General features: G+C 61.5%; 10 protein-coding genes. 5 read left to right on the top strand and 5 right to left on the bottom strand.

Annotated elements, in window-relative coordinates; translation table 11 throughout:
- Positions 1 to 113: 113 nt before the first annotated feature.
- Positions 114 to 440 carry a hypothetical protein gene (locus CIW50_RS19935; RefSeq protein ID WP_149532935.1) on the top strand — a complete coding sequence of 109 codons (327 nt, stop codon included), beginning with the start codon at positions 114 to 116 and terminating at the stop codon, positions 438 to 440.
- Positions 441 to 504: 64 nt separating this feature from the next.
- Here CIW50_RS19935 and CIW50_RS19930 read toward each other — a convergent pair whose 3' ends face one another.
- From CIW50_RS19930 to CIW50_RS19915, 4 genes are all read right to left on the bottom strand, one after another.
- Positions 505 to 1266 (bottom strand): ABC transporter permease, encoded by a 762-nt coding sequence (locus CIW50_RS19930; protein ID WP_149532934.1) that lies wholly within the window; start codon positions 1264 to 1266, stop codon positions 505 to 507.
- Position 1267: 1 nt separating this feature from the next.
- Positions 1268 to 2188 (bottom strand): ABC transporter ATP-binding protein, encoded by a 921-nt coding sequence (locus CIW50_RS19925; RefSeq protein WP_149532933.1) that lies wholly within the window; start codon positions 2186 to 2188, stop codon positions 1268 to 1270.
- 154 nt (positions 2189 to 2342) lie between these two features.
- The gene (locus CIW50_RS19920; RefSeq protein WP_149532932.1) at positions 2343 to 2624 is read right to left on the bottom strand and encodes a type II toxin-antitoxin system HicB family antitoxin; all 282 of its coding nucleotides are present in this window, start codon (positions 2622 to 2624) and stop codon (positions 2343 to 2345) included.
- Between the two features lie 2 nt (positions 2625 to 2626).
- The gene (locus CIW50_RS19915; protein WP_149532931.1) at positions 2627 to 5107 is read right to left on the bottom strand and encodes an ATP-dependent helicase; all 2481 of its coding nucleotides are present in this window, start codon (positions 5105 to 5107) and stop codon (positions 2627 to 2629) included.
- A 273-nt stretch (positions 5108 to 5380) separates the two neighbouring features.
- Here CIW50_RS19915 and CIW50_RS19910 point away from each other — a divergent pair, with 273 nt between their 5' ends.
- Positions 5381 to 5554 (top strand): DUF1328 domain-containing protein, encoded by a 174-nt coding sequence (locus CIW50_RS19910; RefSeq protein WP_115033412.1) that lies wholly within the window; start codon positions 5381 to 5383, stop codon positions 5552 to 5554.
- Between the two features lie 124 nt (positions 5555 to 5678).
- Here CIW50_RS19910 and CIW50_RS19905 read toward each other — a convergent pair whose 3' ends face one another.
- Positions 5679 to 6188, bottom strand: a complete 510-nt coding sequence (locus CIW50_RS19905; protein WP_149532930.1) for a thioesterase family protein — start codon at positions 6186 to 6188, stop codon at positions 5679 to 5681.
- Between the two features lie 81 nt (positions 6189 to 6269).
- On the opposite strand from CIW50_RS19905, the gene CIW50_RS19900 reads away from it, so the two are divergent.
- From CIW50_RS19900 to CIW50_RS19890, 3 genes are all read left to right on the top strand, one after another.
- Positions 6270 to 7685 carry an FAD-binding oxidoreductase gene (locus CIW50_RS19900; protein ID WP_149532929.1) on the top strand — a complete coding sequence of 472 codons (1416 nt, stop codon included), beginning with the start codon at positions 6270 to 6272 and terminating at the stop codon, positions 7683 to 7685.
- 194 nt (positions 7686 to 7879) lie between these two features.
- Positions 7880 to 9196, top strand: coding sequence for an MFS transporter (locus CIW50_RS19895; protein WP_149532928.1), 1317 nt, complete (start codon positions 7880 to 7882; stop codon positions 9194 to 9196).
- Positions 9197 to 9420: 224 nt separating this feature from the next.
- The gene (locus CIW50_RS19890; protein ID WP_149532927.1) at positions 9421 to 13092 is read left to right on the top strand and encodes an AsmA family protein; all 3672 of its coding nucleotides are present in this window, start codon (positions 9421 to 9423) and stop codon (positions 13090 to 13092) included.
- Positions 13093 to 13137: the final 45 nt, after the last annotated feature.

The following is a 13137-nucleotide window of genomic DNA, read 5'->3' as shown; positions in this document are numbered from 1 at the left end:
CGGTGCGCGATAGGAAGCTTCTATTGGCGGCAGATGGAACCGGTTCCTGGGTCGCGCGTTGCCCTCCCACAATCGCAAGCGGCGAATTCTTGCCGCTCAGAGGGAAGCTCCAGATGACCGTTAAGACCACTGTGTTGCCGATAAGTTCGTCGATGAAGACCCGCCTGGCATTCGCCGCGGGCATGCTGGCTCTGGTCGCCATGCCGCATTTTGCGCAGGCGCAGGGCGTTTTCCGGGGTGGTGAACAGGGTGCCAACCAAGGTTACCGTGACGGCAATCGCGCTGCCGGACCGGTCGGCGGTGTGGTCGGTGGGGCAGTTGGCCTCGGCGTCGGTGCGGCCGTGGGCGGCGTGAAGGGTGTGCTTGGAATTCCCGAAGGCCGACGGACACAGTGCCGCGGCTATTACAACCGCCATGGCAAATTCCGCTGCTATCGCTAAGCAGTCATTGATTTGAAATGAAAATGGCCCGGTTCAAACCGGGCCATTTTTGTTATCAGCGATTTCAGTTCTTCAGCTTGTAGCCGGTTTTGAATATCCACCAGACGGCGAACATGCAGAGCACCAGGAACATGAAGGTCACCGCAAGACTCCACACCACGCTAACATCCGAAATTTCGTAGAAGCTCCAGCGGAAGCCGCTGATCAGATACACGACCGGATTGAGTAGCGTGACGGTCCGCCAACCCGACGGCAGCATGCTGACGGAGTAGAAGCTACCGCCCAGGAAGGTCAGCGGCGTCACCACCAGCAGCGGAATTGCCTGCAGCTTTTCGAAGCCGTCGGCCCAGATGCCGATGATGAAGCCGAACAGGCTAAACGTCACTGCCGTCAGCACCAGGAAGGTCAGCATCCACCACGGGTGCAGGATGTGCAGTGGCACGAACAGTCCGGCAGTGGCCAGAATGATCAGGCCCAGCAGTATCGACTTGGTCGCGGCGGCGCCAACATAGCCAAGCACAACTTCCACATAGGACACCGGCGCCGACAGCAATTCGTAGATCGTACCAGTGAATTTGGGGAAGTAGATGCCAAACGAGGCGTTGGAAATGCTCTGCGTGAGTACCGACAGCATCACCAGACCGGGCACGATAAAGGTGCCGTAGCTGACGCCCTCGATGGAGGTGATGCGCGAGCCGATCGCGGCGCCGAACACCACGAAATACAGCGAGGTGGAGATCACCGGCGAGACGATGCTCTGCAGCACGGTACGCCAGGTGCGCGCCATTTCGAACAGATAGATCGCGCGGACAGCCCTGAAGTTCATGTTACTTCCTCACCAGGCTGACGAAGATGTCTTCGAGCGAGCTCTGCGTGGTGTCGAGATCGGAGAAGCGGATGCCGGATTCACGGAGGTCACCGAGCAGGCTTGTGATGCCGGTGCGTTCGCTCTTGGTGTCATAGCTGTAGATCAGCTGATTGCCGTCGGCAGCGAGCTCGAGTTTGTAGGGCGCGAGGCTTGCCGGGATTTCCGTGACCTTGGTTTGCAGATGCAGCTTCAGCTGCTTCTTGCCGAGCTGCTCCATTAGCTTGGTCTTTTCCTCGATCAGGATGATCTCGCCCTTGTTGATGACACCGATGCGGTCGGCCATCTCCTCGGCTTCTTCGATGTAATGTGTGGTGAGAATGACGGTGACGCCGGCAGCGCGCAGCGTGCGCACGACTTCCCACATGCCCTTGCGCAATTCGACGTCGACGCCGGCAGTGGGCTCATCGAGAAACAGGATCTGCGGTTCGTGCGACAGTGCCTTGGCGATCATCACGCGGCGCTTCATGCCGCCGGACAGCGTCATGATCTTGTTGTCCTTCTTGTCCCACAGCGAGAGGTCTTTCAGGATTTTCTCGATCAGCGCCGGATTCTTCGGCTTGCCGAACAGACCGCGGCTGAAACTGACCGTGGCCCAGACCGATTCGAAGGCGTCGGTGTGCAGTTCCTGCGGTACCAGGCCGATCAGCGACCGCGCGGCGCGATAGTCCCGGGCGATGTCGTGACCATCGACCATGACCTTGCCTGAGGTGGCATTGGCGATGCCGCAGATGATGCTGATCATCGTCGTCTTGCCGGCGCCGTTAGGCCCCAGCAGCGCGAAAATCTCGCCGCGATTAATGTCGAGGTCGATACCCTTCAAGGCCGTAAAGCCCGAGGCATAGCTCTTGGTCAGGTTGGAAACGGAAATGATGGGGGACATCGGCGATATGATCGTTCGAAAAGGGGAAGGCAGAGGACCGGGCGGTCATACCGGGACACACGAACGGCGCAGCCGAAACGGCTTTGTCGGGCGCGGGGTGCGTACATAGGAATGGCAATGCGCCAGCGCAATCGCGGAACAGGCGATTTTGGGGCTATTCTGCGGCTTCGTAGTCGATCTCGACAATGGTACCACCGTCGGCCGCATCGGCAAATGCAGGGTCGCTGGTTAATTGCTCGATGGTGCGCGGTGTCGGAAGGCCTGTCGAGCCGTCCGGATTGCGCCAGTCGCCGGCGGCGTATTCGAGCGTTTCCTCGGCTTCCTCGATCGCTTCATCAAGGGTGTCGCCGGCAGTCACGATGCCGGGCAGGTCGGGAAAGGAAACGTTGAAGGTGCCGCTGGCGTCCTCCTGAATGAGCGCAATATAGACCGGCATTGTCAGACGCGTTCCACGAAACTGTCGACCACCTTCTTCTCACCCGCCTTCTCGAAGACGATCGTGAGCTTGTTGCCGTCGATCTTCGTCACATTTCCGTAGCCGAACTTCTGGTGGAAGACGCGATCCTGTAGCGCGAAGTCCGACTCCGTGCCGGTGGATTTTGCAATCAATTTGCCTTCGATGGTCATCGGCCGTTTATTGCGCGACGACGATCCACCGAACGATCCACCGCCGAACGGCGACTGGCCTTCGCTGAAGCCGCTGCCGCCTTGTCCGCCGCCGCGCGAGCGGTTGGCCTGAGCGCGCTGCCAGCCGGGCGTCGAATAGCTTGAGCCGAAGGACTCCACATTATCGAAGCGCGATGCGCCGTAGCCGCCGGCACCGCCCCAGCCCGAACCGCCCTTGGATTCCGTGATCTCGACATTGGCGGCCGGCAACTCGTCGAGGAAACGCGACGGCATCGTCGTGTTCCACGTGCCGTGGATGCGCCGGTTGGTGGCGAAATAGAGCTTGGCGCGGCGGCGTGCGCGGGTGATGCCGACATGGGCGAGGCGGCGTTCTTCTTCCAATCCTGCGCGGCCCTGATCGTCGAGCGCGCGCTGATGCGGAAACAGGCCTTCTTCCCAACCGGGCAGGAACACGTTGTCGAATTCGAGCCCCTTGGCCGAATGCAGCGTCATCACCGACACGGCATCCTCGTCAGCTCCGCCTTCGCGGTCCATCACCAGCGAGATGTGTTCGAGGAATCCTTGCAGGTTCTCGAACTCTTCCATCGAGCGCACGAGTTCCTTGAGGTTTTCAAGGCGACCAGCGGCGTCGGCGGAGCGGTCCTTCTGCCACATATCCGTGTAGCCGCTCTCGTCGAGCACGACCTCGGCGAGCTCGGTATGCGGCATCACTTCGTTTTGCTTGCGCCAGCGTTCGAAGCTGATCATCAGGTCGCGCAGGCTGCCGCGTGCCTTCGGCTTCATCTCGTCGGTATCAACGACCTGACGCGCGGCTTCCGACAGCGGGATGCGGCGCCGACGGGCATGGTCGTGCAGCATCTGCACCGTGGCATCGCCGAGGCCGCGCTTGGGCACATTGACGATGCGCTCGAAGGCGAGATCGTCGGCCGGCGAATTGATCACGCGCAGATAGGCCAGTGCGTCGCGGATCTCGGCACGTTCATAGAAGCGCGGGCCGCCTATGACCCGATAGGGCAGGCCGAGCGTAACGAAGCGATCTTCAAACTCGCGCATCTGAAACGAGGCGCGCACCAGGATCGCGATGTCGTTGAGCTTGTTGCCCTCGCGCTGCAACTGTTCGATCTCCTCGCCGATCGCGCGGGCTTCTTCTTCGGAATCCCACGAGCCGGTGACGGTGACCTTCTCGCCGTCGACGTCCTCGGTGCGCAACGTCTTGCCGAGACGGCCTTCGTTATGCGCAATCAGATGCGAGGCGGCGGCGAGGATATGGCCGGTCGAGCGGTAGTTGCGCTCCAGCCGGACGACCTTCGCGCCGGGAAAATCGTGTTCGAAACGCAGGATGTTGTCGACTTCGGCGCCGCGCCAGCCATAGATCGACTGGTCGTCGTCGCCGACGCAACAGATGTTTTTGAGCGGCACGGCCGGTTTGCTGTCTGCCGATGGCGCGTCCGCTTCCGGCAGTACACGCTGCCCCGGCGCCTGCGACAGCAGCCGCAGCCACAGATACTGCGCGACGTTGGTGTCCTGATATTCGTCGACGAGGATATACTTGAAGCGCTGCTGATACTGTTTCAGTACATCCGGATGCTCGCGGAACAGCCGGATACATTCCAGCAGGAGGTCGCCGAAATCCGCGGCGTTGAGCGTCTTCAGCCGATCCTGGTAGGCGGCATAGAGCTTGCCGCCTTTGCCATTGCCGAACACGGCGGCTTCGCCCGATGGCACCTGCGATGGGGTGAGGCCACGATTTTTCCAGCCGTCGATCAAGTTGGCCAGCATCCGTGCCGGCCAGCGTTTGTCGTCGATATTGTCGGCTTGCAAGAGCTGCTTGAGCAGCCGGATCTGGTCGTCGGTGTCGAGCACCGTGAAGTTCGACTTCAACTGCACGAGTTCGGCATGGGTACGCAGGATGCGGCCGCCGATCGAGTGGAAGGTGCCGAGCCACGGCATGCCCTCGACGGCCTGACCGAGCATGATGCCGAGGCGGTGCTTCATCTCGCGCGCGGCCTTGTTGGTGAAAGTCACCGACAGGATTTCACCCGGCCGAGCGCGGCCGGTATTGAGGATATGGGCAATCCGCGAGGTCAAAACCTTGGTCTTGCCGGTGCCGGCACCCGCGAGCACGAGAACAGGGCCGTCGAGCGTCTCGACGGCGTCGCGCTGCTCCGGATTGAGGCCGTTCAGATATTGTGCCGCTGGCGCCGCAGCAGCGCGGGCACGCGCGCCAATGCCACCCGCCGCCGGCTGGTAGGCAGGGAGATCGTTGGCGGCCATTTTGCGTGCGTCACTCATGCGAATCGTATTCCGCCCACGTTGGCACCGCGGGGCCTTAAAGGGGAGCCTTCTTAGCAGGATAGGACGGCATATAGGAGCAGCGGTCGTCTGGCGACAGACTTATCCCCGCATGAGGCCCATGTAATGCGCGGTCCGGCACGCCTGGACGCTCTCATTTCGTTGATGCAGGCCGGTACATGGGTCGGGAACTTTCGTTCCTGCCCCGGCTTGTTTCAGCATCAAGCGCGACGGCGAATGCCGCGTCAAAAGCCAAAAACTGAGGTTTGTGTCATGTTCAGCTGGGTCGTTACCTTCCTCGTTATCGCTCTCATTGCCGGCGTTCTCGGCTTCGGCGGTATCGCCGGCGCTTCCATCGAAATCGCCAAGGCAATCTTCTTCATCGCCATCGTCCTGTTCCTGATCTCGGCCGTTGTGGGCCTCGTCCGCGGTCGCACGCGCGTCTGACGGTTATTTCTTCGAGGGCATCCCGATTGATCGGCCGATGCCCTCGGGGCGATCTACGGATCGGTGCGCATCGGCCAGCGCCTGCACGCGGGCGCCGATATCAGGCGGAAACGGCGCAACACGGTTATTTCTTCGAGGGCATCCCGATTGATCGGCCGATGCCCTCGGGGCGATCTACGGATCGGTGCGCATCGGCCAGCGCCTGCACGCGGGCGCCGATATCAGGCGGAAACGGCGCAACCTTGCGGGCCGTCATGTCCATGTGGAGCGTCATGTTCTCTGAGGTCGCCGATAGCCATCCCTCGGTGGCATGGCGTAACTCCTTGAAGGTGTGAATGCGCTTGTCGTCCGCGGCGACAACCAGGATCGACACTTGCGCGGGATCCCCGAGATGGATCTCCCTGACATAGCGAACATGACATTCGGCGGTGAAGGTCGAGTTGTTGCGCGCCTTCATATATTCGGGACCGATCCCGATCTTGAGCCACAGATCGTCGATCGCCCGGTCGAACAGCACGTTGTAATAGGCCATGTTGAGATGGCCATTATAGTCGATCCATTGCGGTTCGATCTGCATGACATGCGCCCGGAAAGGGACGGGGTGCTGCAGCAGATCGTTGGTTGGCTCAGTCATCGGTAATTCCTGTCCCGCTCTCACGTCTCTTGACCCGTTATACAACCTTTGCCACGGTCCCGCCGCGTCGGAGGGACTGCTGTGGCTACCATTGCGAACAATTTGAAACGACCGGAGCCGAAGGCCTTGGCCACGGCGCTTGAAGCGCTGACGGCGCGTTTTGGCAATCGACTGGTGATGTCGCAGGCGGTTCGCGAGCAGCATGGCCATACCACGACCTGGCTTGCCAACCAGCCGCCGGATGGCGTCGTGTTCGCGCAAGAAACTGCGGATATCCAGGACGTAGTCCGGATTTGTGCAGCGAACAAAGTTCCGGTGATCGCATTCGGCACCGGCACGTCGCTGGAGGGGCAGGTCAATGCGCCGGCCGGTGGCATCTGCATCGACATGCGCGACATGAACAATATCCTCGAAGTACATAGCGAAGATCTTGACTGCGTGATTCAGCCGGGCGTAACGCGCAAGGCGCTCAACGAAAATCTGCGCGATCAGGGCCTGTTCTTCCCGATCGATCCCGGCGCCGATGCGTCGCTTGGCGGCATGGCGTCGACGCGCGCCTCCGGCACTAACGCCGTGCGTTACGGAACGATGCGCGACAATGTGCTCGCACTCAAGGTCGTGCGCGCTGATGGTGAAATCATCAAGACCGGCACCCGCGCGAAGAAGTCTTCGGCTGGCTACGATCTGACGCATCTGTTTGTCGGCGCCGAGGGCACATTGGGTATCATCAGCGAGCTGACCATCAAGCTGCGCGGCATTCCTGAAACCATGGCTGCCGCATCATGTTCGTTCGCCACGGTGGCGGGCGCCTGTCAGGCGACGATTCTCGCGATTCAGACCGGCATTCCCGTTGCTCGGATCGAGTTGCTGAATGAGGCGCAGGTGCGTGCCTGTAATGCCTATTCGAAACTGACGCTGCCCGAGACGCCGCTGCTGCTGCTGGAATTCCATGGCAGCGAGGCCGATGTCGCCGAGCAGTCGCGAAATTTCCGCGAGATCGCACTGGAATGCGGTGGCGGCGATTTTTCGTGGACGACAAAGCCGGAGGATCGCACCAAGCTTTGGCAGGCCCGGCACGATGCTTACTGGTCGGTGAAGAGCATGCGGCCGGGCTCCGACGTCGCGGCTACCGACGTCTGCGTGCCGATCTCCAAACTCGCCGAATGCGTTGCAGCGACGGAAGAAGACCTCGCACGGCTGGGTCTGCTGGCGCCGATCGTCGGTCACGTCGGGGATGGCAATTTCCACTGCTCGATGGTGTGCGATCGCAATGACGCCAACGAGGTCGCCCGCGCGGAGGACTTCATGCATCGTCTCGCTCAACGGGCCCAGGCGATGGGGGGGACCTGCACGGGCGAGCACGGCATCGGGCAGGGCAAGCAAAAGTACATGCAGGCCGAATTGGGCAATGAGGCGCTCGACGCCATGCGGGCGCTCAAGAAGGCACTCGATCCCGACAACATCTTCAATCCGGGAAAAATCCTGCCGGAGGCGTGACGCAAGGTTGCGGCATCCGGTCAGGTCGAATGCGGACGGGAAAACTCGGCAGCAGCAACAATGCTTAACTATTCTTAAAAATTTTAAAGTTGTAGATATAATTATATACCAGCATGGATTGCGTTTTTCGGTTACGGAAGATGCGATCGAAAAGCTTTGACGCAGAATGCGTCCAATAAAAAAGGCATCATCCGATGCGGCTGCCGTTTTTCTATGGTTGGGTCATCGTTGCCGTTACGTTCGTTTCCATGGCCATCGGGGTCAATGCGCGGACATCGTTCTCACTGTTCTTCCCGCCAATTCTCCAGGAGTTCGGTTGGGACCGTGGCGTCACCGCCGGCGCCTTTTCATTCGGCTTCCTGATTTCCGCGATTATGAGCCCGCTGATGGGCAAGCTGATGGACCGCGGCGGCCCGCGCGCGGTGATGGAACTGGGCACCGTGCTGATGGCTGCCGGCCTGTTGCTGGCGCCGCTGACGACGCAGCCATGGCATCTCTACCTGACCATAGGCGTTCTGGTCGGAGCGGGCAGCGTCTGCCTTGGCTATTCCGGCCAATCGCTGTTTCTACCGAACTGGTTCAGCCGCAAGCGCGGCCTTGCGGTCGGTCTCGCATTCGCCGGCGTCGGCATCGGGTCGGTGACGGTGCTGCCCTGGGTGCAGGTGATGATCGAGCAGACCGGCTGGCGCGCCGCCTGCACGGCCGTGGGGCTCCTGGTGCTGGTTGTACTGGTGCCGATCAATCTGCTGCTGCGTAAACGCCCGCAGGATATGGGGCTGCTGCCGGATGGCGATCCGGCGCCGACATCGTCGACAAAGCATATATCCAATGTGGTCGATCCGGTCTGGGCCAGTATCGATTGGACGTTGGCGCGCGCCGTGCGCACGACACGGTTCTGGTGGCTGGCGCTTGGCCTGTTCGGCGGGCTGTATGCTTGGTACGCAGTTCAGGTTCATCAAACCAAATATCTGCTCGATATCGGCTTCACGCCGGGTGTCGCCGCTTGGGCGCTCGGCATGGTCAGCCTGTTCGGTGTGCCCGGTCAGATTTTTCTCGGTCATCTCTCCGATCGCATCGGCCGTGAATGGATCTGGACCGTCAGCGGTGTCGGTTTCGCAATCTGCTTTGCGTCCCTGATTGCGCTGGAATTTATGCCGAGCCTGGCGTTGGTTTATGTCATGGTGATCTCGCAGGGCTTGCTGGGCTACGGCGTGACGTCGATCATGGGCGCCGTGGTTTCCGAGATTTTCCAGGGTGAGCATTTCGGCAGCATTTTCGGCACGCTCATGCTGGCGGCGCTGGCCGGCGGCGCTGCCGGTCCTCTAGTGACAGGCGTTCTGCACGACCATTTCGGCACCTATACGCCCGCATTTGCTCTTGGAATAGCAGTCAGCTTCCTCGCAACCTTCGCGGTTTGGATGGCTTCGCCAGGCAAGGTGAGGGCGGTAGCCGGACGTTTGCACCGCGCCCATGGCGGCGCAAAACCGTTGGAGCAGGGTGCTTCGATTTGATCGAAGCCGGGCGATTTGCCGCGAGTGGATGGCATTGGATGGCTGATCCGGCCATGTATTGCGTGCTGTGACTTCGCCACAGTTGGCTCTATAAATAGATGCGTTCCCGCGTATTTCAGCGTGGCCGTGCAACGTCTGTAAGGCGTATTGCCCGGTAGTGCGCTGCAATGCGCTTTGCCTGGCAGGCGGTGGACATTTCGCTGGAACGTTCGAGGGGAGATTCGGTGCAGACGACACTGCTCGGCCTAGCGATTGCATTTATCCTGGCGCTGGTTGCTGCTCTGGTCGGGCCCTATTTCATCGACTGGAATCAGTTTCGCCCTCAATTCGAGGCGGAAGCCACGCGCGTGGTTGGCGCGCCTGTTCGCGTGGGTGGCGGGCTGGAGGCGCGGTTGCTGCCAGCGCCTTCGCTGCGGCTGCAGTCGATCACTGTGGGCAGCCCGAATGATCTTGGCAGGATCCGGGCAGACAATCTCGACGTGGAATTCAGCCTGAGTTCGTTGATGCGCGGCGAATGGCGCGCGACAGAACTCACCATCGGCGGCGCTGCGGTCGATCTCGGCCTCAATGCGCAGGGGCGTATTGAACTTCCAGCCTCTACCGGGCCGTTCAATCTTGGCGCGCTGGCGATAGACCGGTTGAACGTCACCGGCCGCGCCGCACTCCATGATGCTGCGAGCAAGAGCACGCTCGAACTCTACGACGTTGCCTTCAGCGGCGATGTCCGCTCATTGGCGGCCGGCGCCATGCGCGGTGATGGCAATTTCCTGTTGTCGGGCGCGCGCTATCCGTTCCGTTTGTCCTCCGGGCCGACCGGTGACGGCAACGGGACGCGCATTCGTTTCACCGTCGACCCCGGCGAGAAGCCCTTGTCCGTCGATCTCGATGGCGTTCTCAACTTCGACAATCGCACGCCACGCTTCGATGGTGCACTGACTCTCGCAAGCCCGGCCGGCCTGAAGGCGAACGGCGCGGGCGATCAACCGGCGACGCCCTGGCGCGTCTTCACCAAGATCAAGGCCGATCCGGCGGCTGCTCACATGGAAGCGCTCGAGGCGAGCTATGGTGCGGAGGACACCGCGTTCAGATTTGCTGGTCTCGCCGACATGCACTTTGGCGCATCGCCGCTGCTTCATGCGGTGCTATCGGCAAAGCAGCTTGATGCCGATCGGCTGCTCTCCAGGGATCAAGCGACCAACGATGCCGTCACACCGTTGCCGGTGCTACGCAGGCTGCTGGCGAGCATTCCGTCTGCGCCCTTGGCGACACAGATCGAGATTGGCGTGGAGCAGATCATGCTCGGCGGAAAGCCCGTGCAGAATATCGGCGCTGACCTGCGCAGTGACGCAGCTACCTGGACGGTCGATCGTCTTGAGTTCCGCGCGCCAGGCGCGACCCGCGTCACGTTGAGTGGCGGCGCAGCACAGCCAGGTACATCGGATGGCTTCAAGGGCGCCATCGCGGTCGAGTCGTCCGATCCGGATACGCTTGCTGCGTGGCTCAAGGGCCGAACCGACATCGGCTTGCGCAATCAGAAGCCGCTACGCATTCGCGGCAATATTACTTCGATGTCCAATCGCGTGGCCATCGAGGCACTCAAGGCGGAGATCGACGGTGGAACGGTCGAAGGTCGTGCCGCATATTCGTATCCGTCAGCCGCTGGCGGTTCCCGCTTCGATGCCGACCTGAAGGCCGACCGGCTCGATCTCGACGCGGCGGTGGCTTTGATCCGATCGCTTGGCGAACCGCAGGCTGAGTGGCCAGATGCAGGGCAGATGTCACTCGATATCGGGCGTGCTGTGTCAGCCGGGCAGGAGATGCGCCCGTTTGTGGCGCAACTGGCCTACACCCCAAAGATGATTTCGGTCGATCGTTTCAAAGTCGGTGAAGCCACTGGTCTGATGCTCGACGGCCGTGCTTCGTTCGATCGCATGGAAGCCACGGGCGGACTGACACTCAACGCCACATCCGCGTCGATGAGTCAGATCAGCAACATGCTCGCGCCGCTGGCGCCGTCCGTTGCGTCAAGACTCAACTCCATGGCGGCGGCGCCCGGCGCGGTTCGCGTCAAACTGTCGCTCGATCTGACAAAGGATCAACAACGCGCCGATCACACGAATGTGCGCGCCGTGTTCGATATCGATGCGCCGCAAGTGAAGGGGACGACGACGCTGACCGCATCTCCTCCCATCGCGGCGATGCGTGGCGTCGATCTCAATGAGCTGTCGCGCAGTGATGTGCTGCTCGAATCCAAATTGGCCGGGCAGGGCGGACAACTTCTTGCATTGCTAGGTCTGAGTCATGCGATCGCTGCAAGCGATGCCATCGTATATTTCGAAGGATCGGCAAAAGGGCAATGGCGCACGCCATTGCGCGTCACGGCAAAACTGTCCGGCGCGGACGTCGATGCCGATGTTCAGGGCAGTGCGGAACCTTGGGCGGGATCACCGAAAGCATCGCTCGCGCTTGCGATACGTCGCGCCAATCTGGCGCCGCTGATTGCTCTCAAGCCGTCGGATGCGGTCGCGCAGAATGTGAGCCTGTCATCGCGGCTCACATTGAACGGTGACAAGGTTTCATTGGAAGATATCGACAGCACGCTGGCTGGCTCGCGGGTCCGCGGCCGTATTGCATTGACCCTCGGCGCCGAGAAAGCCATCGACGGGCAGATCGGTATGGATGCCATCGAACTTGGGCCCGCCTTTGGTCTCGCTGTGGGCACGCGAGGCCGCGACGCCACGGACCCGCTTGGGCGGGGAGTACTGCAAGGATGGCGCGGTCAGCTGGCGTTTCAGGCGCTGAGCGGGATGTTGCCTGGCGGTGTTGAATTGCGTCCTGTCAGCGGCATCGTGAAGAGCGACGGCCAGACGCTGATGATCGATACGATCAAAGGGTCTGTTGGTGGCGGCGAAATCACGGCTGACGTCGATCTCAAGCCTGCGACCACCGGATATTCGCTTGGGGCCCGCGTGCAATTCTCCGGCGTAGACGGAGCAGCCTTGCGCTATCGCTTACTGGCAATGCCCGCGGGCAAGACGTCGCTGCGGATGACGCTGGCCAGTCAAGGCCGCAGCGCCTCGGCGCTTGAAGGCGCATTGTCCGGCAGCGGATTGCTGACGATCGACGCGGCGCGCATCAACGGTCTCGACCCACGAGCGTTCGACACTGCCATTCGCGCCAGCGATTCCGGGCAGGCCACGAATGACGCCAAGTTGCGCCAGATCGTCGATACGGGGATCGCCGCCGGTGCATTGTCCGTATCTTCGGTGCAGGTTCCGTTCAGTATCAAGGATAGCCGCCTGCGCGTTGGTGCGACGACACTCGATGGTGAAGGAGGGCGTGCGGTCGTGTCCGGAGGTTATGATATCGTCGCCGACCAAGTGGATATGCGGGCGACATTGACCGGCACGGCCGCGGGGACGTCGAGCGTTCGACCGGAAGTTCAGATCTTTGCGGTGGGAACACCGGACAAACTTGATCGCACGCTCGATGTGGCGGCGTTGTCATCCTGGCTTGCGGTGCGCGCGATCGATCGCGAGACGCGTCGGCTTGATTCACTCGAACGCGGTGAGTTGCCACCGACGGCTGTGCCCATCGGTGTTCCCGCGCCGTCCGCCTCACTGCCTGTCGACACACCGATACCGGCAATCGATCCGCCCACGGCCTCGGCGCCCTCAGATGTGGTACTTCCCAGTCGAGATCCGCGCCGTTCCACGCTAAAGCCCGCGGCACCTCGTTCCGCCGTGCCGCCAGTCGCGAGTCAGCAGGTGGCGCCGCTTCCCGCGCCCATCGAAGTGCGTCCCGCGCCTGGCGCTGCGCGCACGCCAAGGCCGAGGCCCGCGCCTCCACTCATGCTGACACCGCCGGCCGCGAGCTCAGCGCGACCGACGTTCTGACGATGACTCAGCAAACAAACACGACCGACAGCGAAGGGATTCGTT

Source organism: Tardiphaga sp. P9-11 (genome assembly GCF_008329525.1).
GTDB lineage: Bacteria > Pseudomonadota > Alphaproteobacteria > Rhizobiales > Xanthobacteraceae > Tardiphaga.
The sequence above is the reverse complement of the archived record's forward strand: the minus strand, read 5'-3'. Positions and strand labels throughout refer to the sequence as shown.

Bases quoted from the DNA above. Each gene is read 5' to 3' on its own strand.
- CIW50_RS19930 (WP_149532934.1), bottom strand. From the start codon at position 1,266: ATGAACTTCAGGGCTGTCCGCGCGATCTATCTGTTCGAAATGGCGCGC.
- CIW50_RS19905 (WP_149532930.1), bottom strand. From the start codon at position 6,188: ATGACTGAGCCAACCAACGATCTGCTGCAGCACCCCGTCCCTTTCCGG.
- CIW50_RS19895 (WP_149532928.1), top strand. From the start codon at position 7,880: ATGCGGCTGCCGTTTTTCTATGGTTGGGTCATCGTTGCCGTTACGTTC.
- CIW50_RS19910 (WP_115033412.1), top strand. From the start codon at position 5,381: ATGTTCAGCTGGGTCGTTACCTTCCTCGTTATCGCTCTCATTGCCGGC.
- CIW50_RS19935 (WP_149532935.1), top strand. From the start codon at position 114: ATGACCGTTAAGACCACTGTGTTGCCGATAAGTTCGTCGATGAAGACC.
- CIW50_RS19915 (WP_149532931.1), bottom strand. From the start codon at position 5,107: ATGAGTGACGCACGCAAAATGGCCGCCAACGATCTCCCTGCCTACCAG.
- CIW50_RS19920 (WP_149532932.1), bottom strand. From the start codon at position 2,624: ATGCCGGTCTATATTGCGCTCATTCAGGAGGACGCCAGCGGCACCTTC.
- CIW50_RS19925 (WP_149532933.1), bottom strand. From the start codon at position 2,188: ATGTCCCCCATCATTTCCGTTTCCAACCTGACCAAGAGCTATGCCTCG.